The organism is Sphaerotilus uruguayifluvii (assembly GCF_013294065.1).
In the GTDB taxonomy this organism is placed as follows: Bacteria; Pseudomonadota; Gammaproteobacteria; order Burkholderiales; family Burkholderiaceae_C; genus Sphaerotilus; species Sphaerotilus uruguayifluvii.
Genome location: NZ_JABSNM010000010.1, coordinates 18,549 through 39,657, shown reverse-complemented (window position 1 = coordinate 39,657; position 21,109 = coordinate 18,549). Strand labels below are relative to the sequence as shown.

At 70.4% G+C, this 21,109-nt stretch carries 19 protein-coding genes; 9 read left to right on the top strand and 10 right to left on the bottom strand.

Going from position 1 to position 21,109, the window contains the following annotated elements:
- Nucleotides 1-12: 12 nt before the first annotated feature.
- Nucleotides 13-942, top strand: coding sequence for an SMP-30/gluconolactonase/LRE family protein (locus HNQ01_RS12475; protein WP_173805765.1), 930 nt, complete (start codon nt 13-15; stop codon nt 940-942).
- On the opposite strand, the gene HNQ01_RS12470 is transcribed toward HNQ01_RS12475, so the two are convergent.
- The gene (locus HNQ01_RS12470; protein WP_173805763.1) at nt 890-3,238 is read right to left on the bottom strand and encodes a helicase C-terminal domain-containing protein; all 2,349 of its coding nucleotides are present in this window, start codon (nt 3,236-3,238) and stop codon (nt 890-892) included. The genes HNQ01_RS12475 and HNQ01_RS12470 overlap by 53 nt on opposite strands.
- On the bottom strand, nt 3,235-4,728 hold the full coding sequence (locus tag HNQ01_RS12465; RefSeq protein ID WP_173805761.1) for an aminotransferase-like domain-containing protein: 1,494 nt from the start codon (nt 4,726-4,728) through the stop codon (nt 3,235-3,237). The genes HNQ01_RS12470 and HNQ01_RS12465 overlap by 4 nt, the downstream gene beginning before the upstream one ends.
- Before the next feature lie 167 nt (nt 4,729-4,895).
- On the opposite strand from HNQ01_RS12465, the gene HNQ01_RS12460 reads away from it, so the two are divergent.
- Nucleotides 4,896-5,261: a DUF2917 domain-containing protein gene (locus HNQ01_RS12460; protein ID WP_173805760.1), complete on the top strand. Its 366-nt coding sequence runs from the start codon at nt 4,896-4,898 to the stop codon at nt 5,259-5,261.
- Here HNQ01_RS12460 and HNQ01_RS12455 read toward each other — a convergent pair.
- On the bottom strand, nt 5,174-6,370 hold the full coding sequence (locus HNQ01_RS12455; protein WP_173805758.1) for a GGDEF domain-containing protein: 1,197 nt from the start codon (nt 6,368-6,370) through the stop codon (nt 5,174-5,176). The two genes, HNQ01_RS12460 and HNQ01_RS12455, sit on opposite strands and share 88 nt — an antisense overlap.
- Nucleotides 6,371-6,504: 134 nt before the next feature.
- Here HNQ01_RS12455 and HNQ01_RS12450 point away from each other — a divergent pair, with 134 nt between their 5' ends.
- The 3 genes from HNQ01_RS12450 (at nt 6,505) to HNQ01_RS12440 (ending at nt 10,688) form a co-directional block, all read left to right on the top strand.
- A complete protein-coding gene (locus HNQ01_RS12450; protein WP_173805757.1) occupies nt 6,505-7,392 on the top strand; it encodes an aldo/keto reductase in 888 nt (295 codons plus the stop codon).
- On the top strand, nt 7,392-8,177 hold the full coding sequence (locus tag HNQ01_RS12445) for a hypothetical protein (protein ID WP_173805756.1): 786 nt from the start codon (nt 7,392-7,394) through the stop codon (nt 8,175-8,177). The genes HNQ01_RS12450 and HNQ01_RS12445 overlap by 1 nt, the downstream gene beginning before the upstream one ends.
- A gap of 273 nt (nt 8,178-8,450) precedes the next feature.
- Nucleotides 8,451-10,688: a dynamin family protein gene (locus tag HNQ01_RS12440; RefSeq protein ID WP_173805755.1), complete on the top strand. Its 2,238-nt coding sequence runs from the start codon at nt 8,451-8,453 to the stop codon at nt 10,686-10,688.
- 199 nt (nt 10,689-10,887) lie between these two features.
- Here the strand turns inward: HNQ01_RS12440 and HNQ01_RS12435 are convergent, their stop codons facing one another.
- The 3 genes from HNQ01_RS12435 to HNQ01_RS12425 form a co-directional block, all read right to left on the bottom strand.
- A complete protein-coding gene (locus HNQ01_RS12435; RefSeq protein ID WP_173805753.1) occupies nt 10,888-12,501 on the bottom strand; it encodes a peptide chain release factor 3 in 1,614 nt (537 codons plus the stop codon).
- A gap of 101 nt (nt 12,502-12,602) precedes the next feature.
- Nucleotides 12,603-12,911 (bottom strand): hypothetical protein, encoded by a 309-nt coding sequence (locus HNQ01_RS12430; RefSeq protein WP_173805752.1) that lies wholly within the window; start codon nt 12,909-12,911, stop codon nt 12,603-12,605.
- Between the two features lie 129 nt (nt 12,912-13,040).
- Complete coding sequence (locus HNQ01_RS12425) at nt 13,041-13,592, bottom strand: YaeQ family protein (RefSeq protein ID WP_173805751.1); 552 nt, start codon at nt 13,590-13,592, stop codon at nt 13,041-13,043.
- Between the two features lie 86 nt (nt 13,593-13,678).
- Here HNQ01_RS12425 and HNQ01_RS12420 point away from each other — a divergent pair, with 86 nt between their 5' ends.
- A complete protein-coding gene (locus HNQ01_RS12420) occupies nt 13,679-13,981 on the top strand; it encodes an antibiotic biosynthesis monooxygenase family protein (protein ID WP_149504678.1) in 303 nt (100 codons plus the stop codon).
- A 111-nt stretch (nt 13,982-14,092) separates the two neighbouring features.
- Here the strand turns inward: HNQ01_RS12420 and HNQ01_RS12415 are convergent, their stop codons facing one another.
- Entirely contained in the window at nt 14,093-15,973 is a 1,881-nt protein-coding gene (locus HNQ01_RS12415) for a phosphoenolpyruvate carboxykinase (GTP) (RefSeq protein ID WP_173805750.1), read from the bottom strand.
- 256 nt (nt 15,974-16,229) lie between these two features.
- On the opposite strand from HNQ01_RS12415, the gene HNQ01_RS12410 reads away from it, so the two are divergent.
- Together HNQ01_RS12410 and HNQ01_RS12405 are read left to right on the top strand one after the other, a co-directional pair.
- Nucleotides 16,230-17,132 (top strand): recombination-associated protein RdgC, encoded by a 903-nt coding sequence (locus HNQ01_RS12410; RefSeq protein WP_173805749.1) that lies wholly within the window; start codon nt 16,230-16,232, stop codon nt 17,130-17,132.
- A gap of 148 nt (nt 17,133-17,280) precedes the next feature.
- Complete coding sequence (locus tag HNQ01_RS12405) at nt 17,281-17,598, top strand: hypothetical protein (RefSeq protein WP_173805747.1); 318 nt, start codon at nt 17,281-17,283, stop codon at nt 17,596-17,598.
- A gap of 6 nt (nt 17,599-17,604) precedes the next feature.
- Here HNQ01_RS12405 and HNQ01_RS12400 read toward each other — a convergent pair whose 3' ends face one another.
- The 3 genes from HNQ01_RS12400 to HNQ01_RS12390 are packed head-to-tail and all read right to left on the bottom strand — an operon-like array spanning nt 17,605 to nt 20,453.
- Nucleotides 17,605-18,360 (bottom strand): 16S rRNA (uracil(1498)-N(3))-methyltransferase, encoded by a 756-nt coding sequence (locus HNQ01_RS12400; protein ID WP_173805746.1) that lies wholly within the window; start codon nt 18,358-18,360, stop codon nt 17,605-17,607.
- Between the two features lie 43 nt (nt 18,361-18,403).
- Nucleotides 18,404-18,883: a D-glycero-beta-D-manno-heptose 1-phosphate adenylyltransferase gene (gene rfaE2, locus HNQ01_RS12395; RefSeq protein ID WP_173805744.1), complete on the bottom strand. Its 480-nt coding sequence runs from the start codon at nt 18,881-18,883 to the stop codon at nt 18,404-18,406.
- A 43-nt stretch (nt 18,884-18,926) separates the two neighbouring features.
- On the bottom strand, nt 18,927-20,453 hold the full coding sequence (locus HNQ01_RS12390; RefSeq protein WP_173805742.1) for a YifB family Mg chelatase-like AAA ATPase: 1,527 nt from the start codon (nt 20,451-20,453) through the stop codon (nt 18,927-18,929).
- 299 nt (nt 20,454-20,752) lie between these two features.
- Between HNQ01_RS12390 and HNQ01_RS12385 the strand changes: the two genes are divergently transcribed.
- Nucleotides 20,753-21,091 carry a P-II family nitrogen regulator gene (locus tag HNQ01_RS12385; protein ID WP_173805741.1) on the top strand — a complete coding sequence of 113 codons (339 nt, stop codon included), beginning with the start codon at nt 20,753-20,755 and terminating at the stop codon, nt 21,089-21,091.
- Nucleotides 21,092-21,109: the final 18 nt, after the last annotated feature.

Below are 21,109 nucleotides of genomic sequence, written 5' to 3'. Positions count from 1 at the left end.
GGGGGGCGCGCCATGTTCCTGCTGCAAGCCCCTGAAATCCGCGGCTGCGAGGTCTTCACCCGCCTGCCCGAGCGCTTCCGGCGCACCGGCGTGCGCACGGCCTGGGCCGAGGCCAACCGGGGCGGTGCCCCCACCGACTCCTTCCTCGAAGGGCCGGTGTTCGACGCCGACGGCCACCTCTACGTGACCGACATTCCCTTCGGTCGCATCTTCCGCATCGACCCGCAGGGCCAGTGGTCGCTGGTGGCCGAGTGGGACGGCGAGCCCAACGGCGCCAAGTTCCTGAACGCACGCGAACTGCTGGTCACCGACTACCGCCACGGCCTGACGGCGGTGGACGTGATGACGGGCGCCGTGCGGCCGTACCTGGAGCGGCGCAACAGCGAGCGCTTCAAGGGCGTCAACGACCTGATCTTCGACAGCCGCGGCAACCTGTACTTCACCGACCAGGGCCAGACCGGCCTGCACGACCCGAGCGGCCGGCTCTACCGCCTGCGCCCGAGCGGCCAGCTCGACCTGCTGCTGGCCAACGTGCCCAGCCCGAACGGCGTGGCGCTGTCGCCCGACGAGCGGGTGCTCTACCTGGCGGTGACCCGCGCCAACCAGGTCTGGCGGGTGCCGCTGATGGACGACGGCAGCGTGGCCAAGGTCAGCGCCTTCTTCACCTCGCACGGGCCCAGCGGCCCGGACGGGCTGGCGGTGGACGAGGCGGGCCGCGTGCTGGTGGCCAATCCGGGGCTGGGCCGGGTCTGGGTGCTCGACGCGCTGGCCGAGCCCGCGCAGGTGCTGCTCAGCCCGGCGGGGCGCTCGCTCACCAACCTGGCCTTCGGCGGCGCGGACCGGCGCACGCTGTACTGCACCGAATCGGTGTCGGGCTCGATCCTGCGCATCACGCTGGACCGGGCCGGTCTGCCGATCCACCGGGGGCCGTCGGCGGGATGAACCACCAGCGCGGCAGCAGCGCCCGCACCTCCGCCCGTCCGAAGCGGTCGTCGATCAGGTGGACCACGCCGCGGTCCTCGGGCGTGCGGATCACCCGGCCGGCGGCCTGCACCACCTTCTGCAGGCCGGGGTAGAGGTAGGCGCAGTCGAAGCCGCTGCCGGTGTCTTGGCTGACCAGCGTGTCCAGGCGCTGGCGGATCTGCTCGTTGACCGGATTGACCTGCGGCAGGCCCAGCGTGGCGATGAAGGCGCCGATCAGCCGGTCGCCGGGCAGGTCGATGCCCTCCGAGAAGGCGCCGCCCAGCACCGCGAAGCCCACGCCGCGCCCGCCCGCGACGAAGCGCGCCAGAAAGTCGGCCTGCTCCGCCTCGCTCATGCGCCGGGCCTGGCGCCAGACCGGCACCTCGGGATGCGCGGCCTCGAAGGCGGCGGCCACCCGGTCGAGGTAGTCGAAGCTGCTGAAGAAGGCGAGGTAGTTGCCCGGCCGCTCGGCGTGCTGCGCGCCGATGCGGGCGACGATCGGCGCCACCGAGGCCTCGCGGTGCTGCCAGCGCGTCGAGATGTCGCGGGCGATGTGGATGTCGAGCTGCGAGCGCTCGAAGGGCGAGTCCACGTCGATCCAGGCGGTGCGCTCGGGCAGCCCGAGCAGCTCGCGGTGGAAGGCCGGCGGCTGCAGCGTCGCCGAGAACAGCGTCGCGGTGTGCGCGGCCGCCCAGCGCGGGCCCAGGAAGGGCGCCGGCACCACATTGCGCAGGCACAGCACCGAGGTGCGCCCGTCGCGCGAGCGGCTCAGGTCGCACAGCGAATGCGGCCCGAAGCTCTCGGCCAGCTTCGTCAGGTGCAGCGCGTCGAACAGGAAGCCCTGCAGGCCCGCGTCCACCGTGGTCGGATGCTCGGCGAGGTGGTCGAGCACCGCGGTGGCCGCCTGCTGCAGCGCGCCCATCAGCTCGTCGGGCAGCGCGGGCAGCACGCGGTAGCCGGGCGTCGCTCCTGTTTCGCCTGTCGCGCCGGGCTTGTCCTCGCCCCCGTCGGAGGCGCTGGCATTCAGGGCCTTCCAGGCGCGCTCGAGCTTGTCGAGCGGCTTGCGCAGCGCCTTCGGCGCGGTGTGGCGCAGGCCGCGCATGCGGATCTGGTCCAGCTCGCCGGTGTGCATCAGCCGGGCGCGGTCCACCAGGTTGTGCGCCTCGTCGAGCAGCAGCGCCACCCGCCAGCCATGCAGCTGGGTCAGCGCGTGCAGCATCGCGCTCGGATCGAGAAAGTGGTTGTAGTCGCCGATGACCAGATCGGCCCAGTGCGCCAGCTCCTGGCCGAGGTAGTAGGGGCAGACACGGTGCGCCTGCGCCAGCGCGCGCACCGCGGCGCGGTCCCAGACCGGCACAGCCAGCGCCGCCGCGCGCGCTTCGGGCAGCCGGTCGTAGAAGCCCTGAGCCAGCGGGCAGGACTCGCCGTGGCAGGCCTTGTCCGGATGCTCGCAGGCCTTCTCGCGGGCGACCAGCTCCAGCGCGCGCAGCGGCAGCGCCGGCTCGGCCCGGCGCAATGCCGCCACCGCGTCGAGCGCCAGCGCGCGGCCGGAGGTCTTGGCCGTCAGGAAGAACACCCGGTCGATCTGCTGGCCGGGCAGGGCGCGCAGCAGCGGGAAGACGGTGCCGATGGTCTTGCCGATGCCGGTGGGCGCCTGCGCCATCAGCGTGCGGCCGGCGCGCGCGACCCGGAAGACCGCCTCCGCCAGCGGGCGCTGGCCGGTGCGGAAGTCGCCGTGCGGAAAGCGCAGCGCCGCCAGCGCGGCGTCGCGCGCGCTGCGGTGCTCCTGCTCGCTGCGCGCCCAGGCGAGATAGGCCTCGCAGCATCGGACGAAGTGCTCGCGCAGCGTCTCGGCGTCGAGCGTGCGGGTGAACACCGTCTCGCGGCGGCTGCCGATGTCGAAGTAGACCAGTGCCAGCTCGATCTGCGCCCGTCCGTCGCGCTCGCACAGCAGCCAGCCGTAGATCATCGCCTGCGCCCAGTGCAGCGCGCGGTGGTTGGCCGGCTGGCGGGCCAGCGCGCCGGCGCCGCGGTGGGTCTTGATCTCCTCCAGCCGGCCGCGATCGGGGTCGAAGCCGTCGGCGCGGCCGCGCACCCGCAGCTCGCCGTGCTGCCCCGACAGGCTGATCTCGCGCTGGTAGCCCGCGCCGCGACGGGCGACGACGGCCGCATGGCCTTCCTGCCCCTCGAGCGCGGTCGGCGCGGGCGTGAAGCGCACGTCCAGGTCGCCCGTCTTGGCGGTGAAGGCGCACAGCGTGCGGACGGCGACGTTCATCCGGCGCTGCGCTCGGCCATCGTCCGGGCGATCTCGCCGATGCGGCGCAGCGCGGCGCGGTGGGCCTCGTCCCAGCGCCCGCCCACGCCCAGGCGGATGCAGTGGCGGTAGCGGCCGGTGGCGCTGAACATCGTGCCCGGCGCGATGCAGATGCGCTCGGCCAGGCAGGCCTCGAACAGCGCCGTCGAGTCCAGGCCGCCGGGCAGCTCGATCCACAGGATGAAGCCGCCGGCCGGATCGGTCACGCGGGTGCCGCGCGGAAAGCTCTCGGCGATCAGGCCGCGCGCCTCGTCGACCCGCGCGGCGATGGTGGTGCGCAGCTGGCGGTAGGCCGAGCCGTGGCCGGGCTGGGTCAGCAGATCGGCCATCGCCAGCTCGAGCAGCTCGGTGTGGCCGCCCGAATGCACCGCCTTGAGCCGGCGCACCTGTGCGCCCCAGCGCCCGGCCTCGACCCAGCCCAGGCGGATGCCCGGCGCCACCGTCTTCGAGAAGGAGCCGCAGATCATCACGTGGCCGCTGGTGTCGAAGGCCTTGACCGCGCGGCGGCGGTCGTCCTGCTCGGCCAGGTCGTTGTAGAGCACGTCCTCGATCAGCGGAATGCCGCGCTCGGCCACCATCTGCGCCAGCCGGCGGCGCTCGGCCAGCGGCATCGAGGCGCCCAGCGGGTTGGAGAGCGTCGGCACCGCCAGCACCGCCTTGACCGGCTGGGTGTCGAAGGCCAGCTGCAACGCGTCCAGCGACAGCCCGGTGCGCGGATGCGTCGGGATCTCCAGCGCGCGCAGGTGCATGCTCTCGAGGATCTCCAGGAAGCCGAAGGAGGTCGGCGACTCCAGCGCCACCACGTCGCCGGGCTGGGTGACCGCGCGCAGGCACAGGCTGATCGCCTCCTGGCAGCCGTTGGTGACCAGGATGTTGCGCGCGTCGAGCTGGCAGCCCAGGCCGAGCGCGTGGCGCGCGACGGCGCGGCGCAGCAGCTCGTGGCCCGGGCCGATCGGGTAGCGGCACAGCGAGGCGCGGTGGCGCTGCGCGGCGCGGCTGACCGCGCGGCGCACCCGGTCCTGCGCGAACAGCTCGCCGCTCGGGCAGGCGGCGCCGAAGGAGATGTAGCGCGGATCGGTGGCCAGGCTCATCACCTGCTCGCCCAGCGAGCTGACATCGACCGGGCGCGAGTCGGGCGGCGGCAGCGAGGGCTCGGGTTCGGGCAGGCGCGGCGCGCGCGCGGCCACGAAGTAGCCCGAGCGCGGGCGGGCCTCGATCAGCCGGGCGTCCTCCAGCGTGCGGTAGGCCTGGACGACGGTCGACAGCGACACGCCCTGCTGGCGCGCCAGCTCGCGCACCGACGGAATGCGCTCGCCGCGCGCCAGCGTGCCGGCGCGGATCGGCTGCGCGATGCGCTCGGCGATCTGCAGGTAGAGCGTGTCGTTGGCGGACGTGGGCGCAGGGCGCGGCGAGGGCAGAGGCGCGGGGAGGAGGGCAGGCTGCGGCGGCATGAGAAGTCCCGTTCGAGCCCCATTCTGTCGGGACCTGCGCTGCGGCGACCAGTACAGATCCGGCGTATCCCGACCGGAACAGTCGAGGCTGGAACCGTTGTTGTCGCGGCTGTGCTGGTCGGTGCGTGTCGCTGTGCGGTACGTGGCCGCTCGCCTAAGGTTCGGCCATGGACAGCGACCTCTCACCCCTTTCGCCCCGCCGGGTGCTGCCCCGCGGCCATGTGACCTGCCTGAACCGTCCGCATGACGGCATCCTGCGCATCGCGGTCGAGCACGGCCGGCTGTGGCTGACGCAGGAAGGCGATCCGGACGACCATTTCATCGCCGCCGGCGAGGACATCGCGCTGTGCGGCCCGGGCTCGGTGGTGGTCGAGTCCGACGGCGCGGCCGATGCGGTCTTCGCCGTGCAGTTCGGCCTGGCGCCGGAGCCGGCGCCCCGGCCGGTTCAGGCGTCGGCCGCGTCGGTCAGCGCGGCCGATGCGGCCTCGGCGCCGGCCGTGCCGCGGGCGCTGCTGGCCACCACCGGCGGCTGAGCGCTGACGACCTGGTTGCCGCCGCCGCCCTTGCCCTCGGCCAGCGCGCGCTCGGCGCGGCGGATGGCCTGGCCGAGCGTCTCGTCCGGCGCGACCTCGGCCAGACCGATCGTCACCGTGACCGGCAGCTGACCGTATGCATGCGGCACGCCGAGCTGGGCGACGCGCTGGCGCAGCGCCTCGACCCGCTCGAAGGCGTCGGGCATCTCAAGGCCGCCCATCATCACGATGAACTCCTCGTCGCCCCAGCGGCCGACCAGGTCGGTGGTGCGCAGCTTGTCCTTCATCACCCGCGCGATGCCTGCCAGCGCGCGGTCGGCGGCCTCGTGACCGCAGCGCTCGTTGATGACGCTGAAGCCGTCCAGGTCGGCCACCGCGACCACCAGCAGCGCCTCGGGCGGCACCTCGGCCGGCTCGCCTTCGGCCGCGGCTGGCACCGGCGGGCGCGCGTCGACGCGCTGCTGGGCCTGCAGCGTCCAGTGGCGGCGGTTGTCGAGCCGGGTCAGGCTGTCGCGCTGCAGCAGCTCGGTGAGCTGCGTCGTCGTCTCGTCGGTCAGGCGACGGCTCACGCCCGCGAGCCGGGTCAGCATCACCAGCGCCATCAGCAGGTTGGCCTGCATCAGCGACTCGAGCATCGGGCCGGGCAGCTCGTTGAGCGGCGTGGCGACCTGGCTGGCCAGCCGCAGCGTCGCGCAGCCGGCGATGGCGCAGATCGCGGCACGCCAGCGGATCTCCTCGGTCAGCCGGGTGTGCAGGATGATGGCCGGCATCAGCCCGACCAGCGGCCACCACAGCCCGCTGTCCCAGCCCAGCGCCCAGGTGCCGAAGATCGCGTCGATGCTGACGCCGCCGAGCAGCACCCAGAACGAGGCCTGCGTGCGCCCGAAGCGCTGCAGCAGCGTCGCCACCGCCAGCAGCCCGACGCAGCCGACGCTGGCGGCGGCCAGCGTCTTGACGTTGAAGGCGAGGAAGAGCGGGATGTAGAGCAGATGCACGGCGGCACCCGCCCAGCTGAACTGGCGCAGCATCTGCCAGAACGCGGTGTCGACCACCGCTTCCTGAGGAGTCAGGGCGCGGCCGGAGGTGGTGAGGATCGGGGGCGTGCTCATCGCGGGGGGACAGGGTTTCGGGACGCAATCTCCCTGGGGTATCGACCGGAAGCTGCAAAAACTGAAGGCCGGCGCAGCGGCCCCGGCCTGCCTAGAATCCCGCGCATCGCCAACCCGACATGACGAGCTTCCCGATGAGCGAACATTCCCTGCGCCCGGCCCTGTCGCCGGTGGTGGCCGGCTGCTGGCGCCTGGCCGAATGGGGCTGGAGCGCGCCCGAGCGGCTGCGCTGGATCGAGCAGTGCCTCGAGCGCGGCGTGACCACCTTCGACCATGCCGACATCTACGGCGGCTACCGCGTCGAGGCGCTGTTCGGCGAGGCGCTGGCGCTGGCGCCGCACCTGCGCGCGCGCCTGCAGCTGGTGAGCAAGTGCGGCATCCGGCTGGTCGACGCGGCGCGGCCGGCGCACCGCGTCAAGTCCTACGACACCTCGGCGGCGCATATCGTGGCCAGCGTCGACAGCAGCCTGCGGGCGCTGAGGACCGATCACCTCGACCTGCTGCTGATCCACCGCCCCGACCCGCTGATGCGCCCGGGCGAGATCGCCGATGCGGTGGCGCGGCTGAAGGCGGCCGGCAAGATCCTCGACTTCGGCGTCTCGAACTTCACGATGTCGCAGTTCGCGATGCTCAACCAGTGGGTGCCGCTGGCCACCAACCAGATCGAGCTGAGTCCGCTGCACCGCGCGCCGCTGCATGACGGCACGCTCGACCAGATGCTGGCGCTGGACCTGCGGCCGATGATCTGGTCGCCGCTGGCGGGCGGGCGGCTGTTCTCGGGGCAGGAGCCCGACGCGCTGCGGGTGCGCGCGGTGCTGGAGGCGGTCGCGCAGCGTCATGGCGTCGCGCCCGCCACCGTGGCCTACGCCTGGCTGCTGCGCCATCCGAGCGGCCCGCGGCCGATCGTCGGCAGCCGCCGCCTCGAGGCGCTCGACGAGGCGCTGGCCGCGCAGGCGCTGACGCTCGACGCCGAGACCTGGCACGAGATCTGGAGCGCCGGCGCCGGCGTGGAGGTGCCCTGATGCGAGCCTCCGGCATCGACAGCGCGCGTCTGGTCGCCGAGCGCGAGCGCCTGTACGGCGCCGGCGCGCCGGGCGGGGTGAGGGCGCTGGTGCTGGCGCTGGCGCGGCCGGCGGACTGGGCGGTGCTCGGCCAGGTCTGGCAGGGCGTGCAGACCGAGCTGGGCTGGCCGGCGCCCGGCATCGCCGTCTCGGGCACGGACGCCTGCCAGCTCTGGTTCTCGCTGGCCGAGCCGGTGACGCCGGCCGAGGCGCATGCGCTGCTGGAGCGCCTGCGCCTGCGCTATCTGGCCGACGTGCCGGCGCACCGCGTCGAGCTGCTGCCCTCGGCCGACGGCCGGCGCCTGGCGCCGGTCGTGCCGTCGCCGTATCCGGACCGCGAGGGCGGAGGCGGCGAGGTCTGGTCGGCCTACGTGGCGCCCGACCTGGCGCCCGTCTTCGCCGAGACGCCGTGGCTGGACATTCCGCCGCGCGCCGAGGGGCAGGCGGAGCTGCTGTCGCGGCTGCGCCCGATCAGCGCCGCCGAAGGCGCCGTGCTGCGGTCCGAGGCGGCGGCAGTCCCGTCGTCCGCCGCGATCGCGTCGGCCCCGGCCACGTCGACCACGGGCGCCTTCGCCGACCCGCGCGCCTTCCTGCTGCAGGTCATGAACGACGAGCGGGTCGAGATGGGGCTGCGGATCGAGGCGGCCAAGGCGCTGCTGGGTGCGCCGGCCCGCAGCCGTGCCACCGGCGCCGCGGGCGCCACGTCGACCCCGCGCAGGAAGAGCGCCGCGCCGGAGGCGGGCTGAAGGGAGGGCCGACCAGCGCTGCGGGCACTGTCGCGGCGCGGGATGCAGTGGTCGTGCTGACCACGCCACCGGCCCCCGTCATCCTCGCGAAGGCGAGGATCCACGCTCGATGTGCCTCTGATCCCCCTCCAGCGGGATACTGATTTCAGTGCTTGAAAGCACGATGAGCGGTCATTTGATGCGTCATTCCCAGCGCGCCGAGCTTGGAAAAGTACGATTTGCGCACTTCGAAATCACATCATTGATTTGGCGCTTGTCTATCAAGGTATCCCGATGAATTCTCCCTTGTGTGATCCCGTCGGCCGGGCGCGAGCCTCTCTGCAGTCTCTGGAAGCCTGGATGCAGGTGCGTGTCCAACCGGTCGCGGTTGAGCAGTGTCCGGCTGAATGGCAGCGCTGGCAGACCGAACTCCAGTCGATGCGCGCGGCTCTTGACCATCCGCAATCCGTGCGCATCGCGATGGTTGGAACGACCGGAGCGGGGAAGTCGACTTTTCTGAATGCCTTGCTGGGACAGCAGGTGCTGCCAGTGGGCGTCATGGCACCTGTCACCGCTTTTGTCACGCTGGTTCGGTATCACGAGGCACCGAGCTATCGGATCGAGGTCGTGTTCGCGTCGCGTGCCGAATGGGAGGAAGACATCGACAGGTTCATCCGGGCTGCTGAGCCTGGAGAAGATGAGAGTGACGCCGAAGGCGTGATGAAGCGCATGCTCAATGCCATGCGCAAGCGCATTGAGGCGGTGCTGAGTCTGCGTTTGCCGGATGACGAGCCTTGGCCAGATCTGCGGAGTCTGACGCTGCCTGCCGCGGTCGAGCAGGTCTTGTCAGGACCAGGCCGTGAGGTCCGGACTTTTGATGACCCTAAGGAGATGCAGGCGCACCTCAAGACCTTCATCCGAGGCGATGGAGCACTGTGGCCTCTGGTGCGGCAGGTCACGATCGTCGGCCCTTACGAATGTCTGCGAGGTGGCATTGAGCTGGTCGACTTGCCAGGGACCAATGATCCGAACGAGGCTCGCGTCGAGGTGACGCGAGAGTTTCTGCGCAGCGCGCCGTTCGTGTGGCTGATGTTCCCGATGGTTCGCGGTCTGACGCAAGATATCCAGACACTGCTTCATAAGGAGAAGCTGCTGCGTACGCTGGTTCTCAGTGGCAGCTACCAGGCGCTGTCGTTGATCGGGACCAAGGCTGACGACATCGACACGGCTGTCGCTGAGCAGTTCGGCCTGCCTGAAGACTGCGAACTGGCCGAACTGATCCAGGCGTATCAGCAGCACGCCATCACGAATGCGCGCAAGCAACTCGAGGACATGGTTGCCGATCTCGTCGGCGTTGGCGAATACGCCGAAACCGCCCAGCAGATGTATGCACTTGCCCGAAACGCTCCGATCTTCACAGTCAGCTCAGCCGCCTACAACAAGATCAACAAGATCGTGCCCGGACGCAAGGACTATGGGCTGGAGCACAGCGACGAAACCGGCATTCCGGATGTACTGCAGCAGCTTCGCACCTTGTCAGACGAGGTGGGGCAAGGACTGACTGGCCGGACAGTGCACAAGCGGGTTGAGCATCTGCGCGATGAGATGGCACTCTTTTTTCGCTCGCGCGCGGCGCAAGGGTCTCCTGCGGTGATCTTGGCCCGCGCGGCTCTGCAGCAGGAAGTCGACCGACTGGTCGATCTGAGTCAGAAGGCACTTGGTCTGGCACAGGCTCAGCTCGACGAGCGTCGAAATACCTTCATCGGGCGCATGCAGCCACTTTTTCGAGACAGTGTGCGCGGGGTTCACCGCATCTGCTTGAGCTGGCAGCAGATTCATTGGGCAACGCTGAGAGGCATCGTGGAGGGCCACGGCATCTACAAAAGTCCGTCGAGTGGGCGTTTGCATGACTTCAACAGTGAGTTGACGGATCCGCTGGTTGATCACCTGCCCGTGGCCTGGGAGCATTACTTCACGACCGAGCTGGGTTCGATCCGTGACGAACTGGCGCTGAGGCTGACCCAGGCAGCAGAGGAATTTTCTTATCGAGCAGGCAAGCTTGCGGAGAGCTCTGGTGGCAAGTCGGTCACGCTTGTCGAGCAGCAACTGAATGCCTTCCGTGAAAGGGTGAAGTTCGAGAAGCACGAAAGTGCTCGACGAGTGACCGCTGAAGTGGGTGAACGTCGGCGCGAGCTGGCCTATGGAATGGCCGGTGTGGCTCGCGAGCACATGCGACCAGCCTACATGCAGGCATCGCATGAGACCGGGCTTGGTATGAAGAGGCGGATTCTCGACTACCTGACCAGTGCAGCGAAGCAGACCACGCCGATCATCTTCCAGACGATCCAGCAGGACCTGACCGAAGCCCTGGGTGAGCTTGAGAGTCTGATCAGTCGTCTTTTCGAGGAGCTTGCTGCGGCCACGCAGGAGCAGGCTGGATTGGTGGCGCAGAACGTCACGCTGGATCTGGATGATGCGGCTGTCGCCCCGGAAATCCGGCAGATCCTTGATTCTGTTCCCGCCTTGAACTGACGGTGTGCTGATCGTGGGCCTCCGCCTGCGCGGGGGTGACGACGGCTCGGCCACGTCGCCGTCTTCAGGTTGTGGTCCCCTTGTCTGCTCTCTGCGGGGACGGGAACTGTCGCTGCGTTGGATGCGGTGGCCGCGCATACCATGCTACCCGCCCCCGTCATCCTCACGAAGGCGAGGACCCACCCCTGGCGCTGCCGCGTCAGAGCGTCGGCGCCGCGCCGAACACGCGGCCCGAGTGCTCGCGCATCGCGTGGAACTGGATGTCGGGCACCCGCTCCTGCGCCACGCGCAGATCCGAGTTGTACTGGACCAGGAAGGCCGGCGCGCCGACCACGTCGTAGGCGATGCGCAGCGGCTCGGAGTCGATGAACTTCTTCAGCTTGGCCTCGTCGTCGCAGGTGATCCAGCGCGCGATGGTGAAGCGGCAGGGGTCCAGGCGCGCATCGACGCCGTACTCGCTCTTCAGCCGGTGCAGCACCACCTCGAACTGCAGCTGGCCGATCGCGCCCAGCATCAGCGAGCCGCCCGAGACCGGGTTGAAGACCTGGATCGCGCCTTCTTCGCCGAGCTGCTGCAGGCCCTGGCGCAGCTGCTTGGAGCGCAGCGGGTCCTTGATCTCCACGGTGCGGAAGCTCTCCGGCGCGAAGAAGGGCAGGCCGGTGTAGTGCAACGCCTCGCCCTCGGTCAGCGTGTCGCCGAGCTGCAGCACGCCGTGGTTCGGGATGCCGATGATGTCGCCGGCCACCGCCTCGTCCACCAGCTCGCGGCGCTGCGACAGGAAGCTCACCACCGTCTGCGGGCGCATTTCCTTGCCGTTGCGCACCACCTTCAGACGCATGCCGCGGGTGAACTTGCCCGAGGACACCCGCACGAAGGCGATGCGGTCGCGGTGCGCCGGGTCCATGTTGGCCTGCACCTTGAAGACGACGCCGGAGAACTTCGGCTCGTCGGGCTGCACGGTGCGCTCCAGCGCCTGGCGGCTGCCCGGCGGCGGGGCCAGCTCGACCAGCGCGTCCAGGATCTCGCGCACGCCGAAGTTGTTGATCGCCGAGCCGAAGAACATCGGCGTCTGCTGGCCCGCCAGGAAGGCGGCGTGGTCGAACTCGGGCGCGGCCTCGCGCAGCAGCTCGACCTCGCCGAGCGCCTGCTCGAACGGACCGCCGAAGCGCTCGACATGGGCCGGGTTCTCCAGGCCGTGCAGCACCTCCTCGTCGCCGCCGGCGCGGTCCTCGCCGGGCGCGAACAGGCGCATCTGGTCGGCGCGCAGGTCCATCACGCCGTGGAAGAACTTGGCCATGCCGACCGGCCAGGTGAAGGGCACGACGGTCATGCCCAGCTCCTGCTCGATCTCGTCCATCAGCGCCAGCGGATCCTTCACCTCGCGGTCCATCTTGTTGATGAAGGTGAGGATGGGCGTGTTGCGGGCGCGGCAGACCTGCAGCAGGCGCCGGGTCTGCGGCTCCACGCCGTTGGCGGCGTCGATCACCATCAGCGCGGCGTCGACGGCGGTCAGCACGCGGTAGGTGTCTTCCGAGAAGTCCTGGTGGCCGGGCGTGTCGAGCAGGTTGATGACGCAGTCGCCATATTCCATCTGCATGACCGACGACGCGACCGAGATGCCGCGCTGCTTCTCGATCTCCATCCAGTCGGAGGTGGCGTGGCGGCTGGCCTTGCGTGCCTTGACCGAGCCGGCGATCTGGATCGCGCCCGAGAACAGCAGCAGCTTCTCGGTCAGCGTGGTCTTGCCCGCGTCGGGGTGGGAAATGATCGCGAAGGTGCGACGGCGGCGGATCTCGGGGGTGAGGTCGGACATGGCGGTGAGGAAGAACGGCGCGGTTCGGGGGCGCTGCAAGCGCGAACCCGCGATTGTCGCCTGTGGCCGCCCGCGGCGGGGCCGCAAGGCGCATCGCTCGCTCAGTGGATGTTCCTGAGCAGCACCGCCATGCTCATCATCAACCACGCCGCCGTGCCCGCCAGGCCGTAGAGCAGCACCAGCACGGCCTTCCAGCGCTTGCTCAGGTGCGGCATGTGGCGGAACGCCGTGCTGCCGAAGATCAGGGAGGCCAGGCCGAGCCAGCAGAACAGGGCGTCGACGCTGCCGCCCAGCAGCAGCGAGACGATCAGGCCGAGCAGGGCCGCCAGCAGGATGCGCGCAGCCTTGCGCGTCTGCGGAGAAACAGGGCCCGAGGACAGGAAGGCGTGTGTGCTGTCGGTGTCAGTCATTGCGGGTCTCCGGTGAAGATGGGGTCATCTTGCGGGAGACCGCCGCGCCGGGCAGCGGCGCCAGGGCCGGTCGCGCGGGCTGCGCCTGCGGGGCGCGTGTGGCGATACCGCGCGCGGCCGGTGCCGCCCTCAGCCCGCCTGCCCGCGCTGCCAGAGCTGTGGCGTGAGCTCGGCGCTGGCCTTGTCGCCGGCGAGCAGCAGGTGGCCGTCCTGGATCGTCGCGCCCAGGCGCATCGTGCGCTCGACCAGCGGCAGCAGCGCCTCGCACTCGTCCTCGGGCAGGTACCAGATGGTGAGCTTCGACAGCCTGGCCAGCGCCGTGGCGTTGTCCTGGCGCCAGGCCTCGGCCTTGCGGCCGCCGTAGGCATACAGCACCACCTCGTCGGAGCGGCCGCTGGCCTTGCGCAGCAGGCGCTCGTCGGGCAGGCCGACCTGCAGCCACAGCCGGATCGAGCCGGTGTCGTCGAGATGCCAGAAGTCGGGCTCGTCCTCGGTGGAGATGCCGCCGGCCGGGGTCAGGCGCTCGTCGGCGTGCATCGCGAAGGCGACCAGGCGCACCATCAGGCGCTCCTCGGTCTCGGAGGGGTGCCGCGCCAGCGTCAGGCTGTGGTCGGCATAGTGGTGACGATCCATGTCGGCGATCGACAGGTCGGCTTTGTGGACGGTGGAGCGGATGGCCATCGGTCGATTCTAGGTCTGCAGGACAGCGGTCAGGCCGGCGCGCCACCCGCTACGATGCGGGATCCCCACCGATGGAGATCCTTCCGATGATTCTCGAAGTTGCCGACATCCGCATCCAGCCGGGCCGCCAGGCCGAATTCGACGCCGCGATCCAGCATGGCGTGAACACCGTCATCAGCCAGGCCAAGGGCTTCGCCGGCTTCAAGGTCAACAAGGGCATCGAGTCGCCCGAGCGCTACCTGCTGATGATCTGGTGGGAGACGCTGGAGAACCACACGGTCGACTTCCGCGAGTCGCCGGCCTTCCTGGAATGGCGCGGCATCGTCGGCCCGTTCTTCGCGCAGCCGCCGCAGGTCGAGCACTTCGAGCTGCTGGCCAGGTCGGCCTGAGGCCGGGTCGATCGACCCGCCAAGAAGGAAGGGCCTGCCATTGCTGGCAGGCCCTTCCTGGCGGTCTGTCTCCTCCGCCTCTCTCTTGTGTGTCGGAGGCGGCGGCGGCGATCAGGCCTCGAGCTGGGCGAGGATCTTCTCGCGGGTGGCCTTCAGCTCGACCGGCAGGTGGTAGGCCAGCTGCTCGAACAGCTCGCCGTGCAGCTTCATTTCCTGCACCCAGGCGTCGCGGTCGATGCTGATGACGCTCTGGAACTGGGCTTCGCTGAAGTCCAGGCCCGACCAGTTCAGGTCGCCGTAGTTCGGGCTGACGCCGAAGATGTGCTCGCTGCCGGCGCCGGCGGTGCCGTCGATGCGGCCCAGCATCCACTGCAACACGCGGGCGTTGTCGCCGTAGCCCGGCCAGACGAACTTGCCGTCGGCGCCCTTGCGGAACCAGTTGACGCAGTAGATCGACGGCAGCTTGGCGCCCTGCGCCTCCAGCTTCTTGCCCATGTCGAGCCAGTGCTGGAAGTAGTCGCTCATGTTGTAGCCGGCGAAGGGCAGCATCGCGAACGGATCGCGGCGCACCACGCCCTGCGCGCCGAAGGCGGCGGCGGTGGTCTCCGAGCCCATCGTCGCGGCCATGTAGACGCCTTCGGTCCAGCTGCGGGCCTCGGTGGCCAGCGGCACGGTGGTCGAGCGGCGGCCGCCGAAGATGAAGGCGTCGATCGCCACGCCGGCCGGATCGTCCCAGGCCGGATCCAGCGCCGGGTTGTTGGTCGCGGCGATGGTGAAGCGGGCGTTCGGGTGAGCGGCCGGGCGCAGCTTGCCGTCGGGCAGGCGGGCGGTCTCGGGCGTCCAGTCCTTGCCCTGCCAGTCGACCAGGTGCGAGGGCAGCTCGTCGGTCATGCCTTCCCACCACACGTCGCCGTCATCGGTCAGCGCGACGTTCGTGAAGATGACGTCCTTGTCCAGCGACGCCATGCAGTTCGGGTTGGTCTTGAAGTTCGTGCCCGGGGCGACGCCGAAGTAGCCGGCTTCCGGGTTGATCGCGCGCAGCTTGCCGTCGACCGGCTTGATCCAGGCGATGTCGTCGCCGATCGTGGTGACCTTCCAGTCGCCCAGCGCCGCCGGCGGGATCAGCATCGCGAAGTTGGTCTTGCCGCAGGCCGACGGGAAGGCGGCGGCGACGTGGCTCTTCTTGCCTTCCGGCGAGGTCACGCCCAGGATCAGCATGTGCTCGGCCAGCCAGCCCTGGTCGCGGCCCATGGTCGAGGCGATGCGCAGCGCGAAGCACTTCTTGCCCAGCAGCGCGTTGCCGCCGTAGCCCGAGCCGTAGGACCAGATCTCCTGGCTCTCGGGGTAGTGGACGATGTACTTGGTCTTCGGGTTGCACGGCCAGGTGGTCGTGTCCTTCTGGCCTTCGGCCAGCGGGGCACCGACGGTGTGCACGCACGGCACGAACGCGCCGTCGGTGCCCAGCACGTCATAGACGGCCTTGCCCATGCGGGTCATCAGCTTCATGTTGACCGCGACATAGGCGCTGTCCGACAGCTCGATGCCGATGTGGGCGATCGGCGAGCCCAGCGGGCCCATCGAGAACGGCACGACGTACATCGTGCGGCCCTTCATGCAGCCCTTGAACAGCGCGTTCTCGCCGGTCTGCAGCAGGCTGCGCATCTCGGCCGGGGCCATCCAGTTGTTGGTCGGGCCGGCTTCTTCCTTGGTGGCCGAGCAGATGTAGGTGCGGTCCTCGACGCGCGCCACGTCCGACGGATCGGTCCAGGCCAGGTAGCTGTTGGCGCGCTTGGCCGGGTTCAGTTTCTTGAAGGAACCGGCCTCGACCAGCTGTTCGCACAGGCGGTCGTACTCTTCCTGGGAGCCGTCGCACCAGTAGATGGCGTCCGGCTGGGTCAGCGCGGCGATCTCGGCGACCCAGGCGATCAGCTTGGCGTTCTTGACGTAGGCGGGTGCGTTCACAGTGACGCCGGCCATCAGCGGTTGGTTCATCGGAAGGGCTCCTAGGTTGAAAAAGGCATCTCGAAAACCGGTCGAGGCGCGTGCGGGCCTACGTGGTTTTCGGGATGCCTCCCGCGGGGCAGTGTAGGGGTGGGGGTCTCGCCATTACAGCCGGGTTACATGCGTTTTTTGCATGACCTTGTGCTGTCCAAAGCCTAGAAGACCGGGAAACGCCCCTCTTTGTGAATTTCGACCCGCAGCCGCGGGGGCAGGACAATCAGGGCTTTTGCATGGAAGGAAGACGCGAGTGTTCAAGAACCTGACGGTGTTCCGCATCGGCCCGGACTGGGCCGCCGATCTGCTGCAGGCCGAGGCGGCGCTGGACAAGGACCGCTTCGTCGAGTGCGGCGCGACGCAGCAGCAGTCGGCCGGCTGGGTGGCGCCGCGCGGCCCGGCCGAGGCGCCGCTGCTGGAGTCGATCGCCGGCCAGTGGCTGATGCGGCTGATGGTCGAGCAGCGTGTGGTGCCCGGCGCGGTGGTCAAGCGCCGAACCGAGGAGATCGCCGACCAGCTCGAGCAGTCCACCGGCCGCCGCCCGGGCCGCAAGCAGACCAAGGAGCTCAAGGAGCAGGCGCTGCTGGAGCTGCTGCCGCAGGCCTTCACCAAGCGCGCAAGCATCGATGTCTGGCTGTCGCCGACCGACCGCTGGCTGATCGTCGACACCGGCAGCGCCACCCGCGCCGACGAGGTGGTCACGCTGCTGGTCAAGGCGCTGCCGGGCCTGTCGGTGCAGGCGCTGCACACGAACGAGGCGCCGGCGGCGGTGATGTCCGACTGGCTGCTGAGCGGCGAGCCGGCGGCCGGCTTCACGGTCGACCGCGAGTGCGAGCTCAAGACGCCCGACGAGATGAAGTCGGTGGTGCGCTATGCCCGCCATCCGCTCGACATCGAGGAGGTGCGCGAGCACATCCGCCAGGGCAAGGTGCCGACCCGGCTGGCGGTCACCTGGAACGCCCGCATCTCCTTCACGCTGACCGATCTGCTGCAGATCCGCCGCATCGAGTTCCTCGACGGCGTGTTCGAGGACGACGCCAGCGTGTCCAAGGAGGAGCGCTTCGACGCCGATGCGGCGATCGCCACCGCCGAGCTGCGCCGGCTGCTGCCCGATCTGGTCGAGGCGCTCGGCGGCGAGCACCTTCCGGCCGCATGAATCCGGCGCGAAAATCTGGAACTTGCAGGTTTCCAGGCGAAGGTCGTCAACAACTGTTGCCTGCAGTTGCAACAGGAATCGACAAACGGGGTCGGACTGCGGGCGTGACGCTAGACTGAATTGCCAGATCAGGGTGGATCCGATGTCCTTGCACAGGAAACCGAAGACCCAGCAGGCGTTCCTGCTGGAAGCCATGCAGCGCATGGGAATGGACGCCGACCAGTTCGCGCGTCGTCTCGGTGCGTCGCGCCGTCGGCTGGACGACTGGCTGCGCGCGCCGGGCGAGCCGGGCTATGTCGAGCTCGATCCGGTGATCTGGACCTTCGTGCGCGAGATTCTCGAGCGCCTCGAGGCCCAGGACACCGGGCGCGACACGCTGCTGCCTGGCGAGCCGCCTGCCGGGGCGCTGTCCGCGCCGATCCATGCCGCCACGCCGATCGTGCCGGCGACGACCTGGCTGACCTGATCCGGCTCAGGCCCCGAGGCGCTCCTGCAGACCGAGCGCGGCCAGCACCGCCAGCGGCGCGGTCTCCGAGCGCAGCACCCGGGCGCCGAGACTGACCGCCACCGCACCGGCCGCGCGCGCGGCCGCCTCCTCGGCCGGCGACAGCCCGCCCTCCGGCCCGCTGATCACCCGCAGCCGACCGCCTGTGCGCAGCGCGGCGGCCCGCTCGGCCAGCGGCCGGGCCTCGCCCAGGCTGAGCAGCCACAGCGGCGCGTCGGCTTCGGTGTTCGCGCGGGCTTCGCCCAGCGCCTGCGCCAGCGTGCGCACCGGCGCGACGAGCGGCACGCGGGTGCGGCCGCACTGCTCGGCCGCGGCGCGGGCCACGCCCTGCCAGTGCTCGCGCCGGCGCTCGGCGCGCTCGCCCGACAGCCGCAGCACCGAGCGCTCGCACACCAGCGGCTCGATCGCCGCCACGCCCAGCTCGGTGGCCTTCTCGACCAGCCAGTCGAATCGGTCGTTGGCCGGCATGCCCGCCATCAGCACGATGTCGAGCGGCAGCTCGCGGTCGACCGGGTCATGCGCGCCGATGCGCACCTCGACCGACTGCCGGCCCATCGCCAGGATCTCCGCCGACCATTCTCCGCCGCGGCCGTCGAACAGCGTGATCGTCTCGCCGGGCTGCATGCGCAGCACCTGGACATGGCGGGCCGGGCCGGGCGGCAGCGCGATCTCGGCGCCGGTGCTCAGCGCGGTGTCGGTCTCGATGTGCAGGCGTGCGGGCATGGGGCAGCGTGAAGAGAAGGAGGAGAAACGAGTCGGTGCGCGCTCAGGCGCGGATGCGCCGCACCAGCGCGGTGGTCGAGTAGCCGTCGACGAAGGAGATCGCGCGCGCGTCGCCGCCCCAGCTGCGCACCAGCCGGGTCTCCTCGAGCGTCTCGATGTCGTAGTCGCCGCCCTTCACATAGAGATCAGGACGGATCTCGGTCAGCAGCTCGCATGGCGTCTGCTCGTCGAACAGCACCACCAGCGAGACGCTCTCGAGCGCGGCCAGCACGCAGGCTCGGTCGGCTTCGGCATTGAGCGGGCGATCCGGCCCCTTGCCGAGCTGGCGCGCCGAGGCGTCGCTGTTGAGCCCGAGCACCAGGCTGGCGCCCATCGCGCGCGCCTGCGCAAGATAGGTCACATGACCGCGGTGCAGGATGTCGAAGACCCCGTTGGTGAAGACCATCGGGCGGGGCAGGGCGGCCAGCCGCGCCGGCAGGTCGCGGCGCAGGCAGAGCTTGTCGAGAAAGGCGGGCGGCGTCATGGGGCGCGATTGTCGCCGCTCGGGCGCCCGGCGTGCGCACGGGTCAGCGGCCCGGCAGCGCGCGCCGCAGCTGGATGGCCTCGGCGACATGGACCACGCCGAGCGTGTCGGCCTCGGCCAGGTCGGCGATGGTGCGCGCCACCCGCAGCACCCGGTGCAGGCTGCGGCCCGACCAGCCCAGCCGGCTGGCGGCGGTGTTGAGAAAGCGCGTCGCCTCCGGCTCGGCGCGCACCTGCTCGTTGAGCTGGCCTGCGTCCAGCTCGGCATTGCTGCCGCCCTGGCGGGCCTGCTGGCGCCGGCGCGCCTCGGCCACCCGCTCGGCCACCGCCCGGCTGGGCTCGCCGTCGGGTGCGCCGGTCAGCTCCTCGGGCGGAATGGCCAGCACCTCGACGCGCAGGTCGATGCGGTCGAGCAGCGGTCCGGACAGCTTGTTCTGGTAGCGTTGCACCGCCTCGGGCGTGCAGCGGCACGGCTTGGCGGTCGAGCCGAGCATGCCGCAGGGACAGGGGTTCATCGCGGCGACGAGCTGGCAGCGCGCCGGGAACTCGGCCTGCTGCGCCGCACGCGAGATGGTGATGCGGCCGTTCTCGAGCGGCTCGCGCAGCGCCTCGAGCGCGCCGCGCGGGAATTCGGGCAGCTCGTCCAGGAACAGGATGCCGTGATGGGCCAGGGAAATCTCGCCGGGTCGCGGCGGCGAACCGCCCCCCACCAGCGCGACCGACGAGGCGCTGTGGTGCGGCGAGCGCAGCACCCGCCGCGCCCAGTCCGCCGGCTCGAAGCGCCCGGCCAGGCTCAGCACCGCAGCCGATTCCAGCGCCTCCTCCTCGGACAGCGGCGGCAGCAGCCCGGCCAGGCGCTGCGCCAGCATCGACTTGCCGGTGCCGGGCGGACCGACCAGCAGCAGCGAATGCCGCCCGGCCGCGGCGATCTCGAGTGCCCGCTTGGCCGCGGCCTGGCCGCGCACGTCCTGCAGGTCGGGCAGGCCGGCGCCCTCGCGCACCTCGACCGGGCGCGGCCGCGGCAGCACCGGGGTGGGCGGATCGCCGGGCTCGACCGGCTGCAGCGCCTCGACGATCTCGTCGAGGTGGTCGGCGCAGCGCAGCGCCAGGCCGGGGACCAGCGCGGCCTCCTCGGCGCTGCGCCGCGGCAGCACCAGGGTGCGGCCGCGCCCGCTGCGCTGCAGCGCCAGCGCCATCGGCAGCGCGCCGCGCACCGGGCGCAGGTCGCCCGCCAGAGAAAGCTCGCCGGCGAATTCCAGCCCGTCGAGCGCCGCGGCATCGATGTGGCCGGCCGCGGCGAGGATGCCCAGCGCGATCGGCAGGTCGAAGCGGCCGCCCTCCTTGGGCAGATCGGCCGGCGCGAGATTGACGGTGATGCGCCGGTTGTGCGGGAAGTCGAGCCCGCTGTGCTGCAGCGCCGCGCGCACCCGCTCGCGTGCTTCCTTGACCTCGGTGTCGGCCAGGCCCACCAGCGTGAAGGAGGGCAGGCCGTTGGCCAGATGGACCTCGACGGTCACCTCGGGGGCCTGCAGCCCGAGCAGGGCGCGGCTGTGGACGATGGCAAGCGACATGGTGGTGCGCGGCAGCGGGGAATCTGTGCGCGGACGGTGCGCCCGCTGCGGTGCTGTCGGGATTGTGCGAAGCGCATCACGTTGGTGATCTCACCCGGAAGAGGGTGTCGAACCAGTGTGGTGCATGTCCATGGCACCGAAATGGGTCATCACGGCAGGAATCACGGGCATCGCGGACCAGTTCGGGGCATGGTCCCGCGGCGTGTCACGGTCTGTGCGCGGTGTGACCGGATGTGGCACGGAAGATGCAGCAGGCGGCCGACACCTTCCAAAACCAGTCAGATCAACCAGGAGCTGCCATGAAGATGGTCACTGCCATCATCAAGCCCTTCAAGCTCGACGAGGTCCGCGAGGCCCTCGGCAACATCGGCGTGCAGGGCATCACCGTCACCGAGGTGAAAGGCTTCGGACGCCAGAAGGGCCACACGGAGCTGTACCGTGGCGCCGAGTACGTCGTCGACTTTCTCCCGAAGGTCAAGATCGAGGCCGCCATCGACGACGCGATCGTCGACCGGGTCATCGAGGCGATCGAGGGCGCGGCCCGCACCGGCAAGATCGGTGACGGCAAGATCTTCGTGACGCCCCTGGAGCAGGTCCTGCGCATCCGCACCGGCGAGACCGGCAAGGACGCGCTCTGATCATCGAGAAGAGACAAG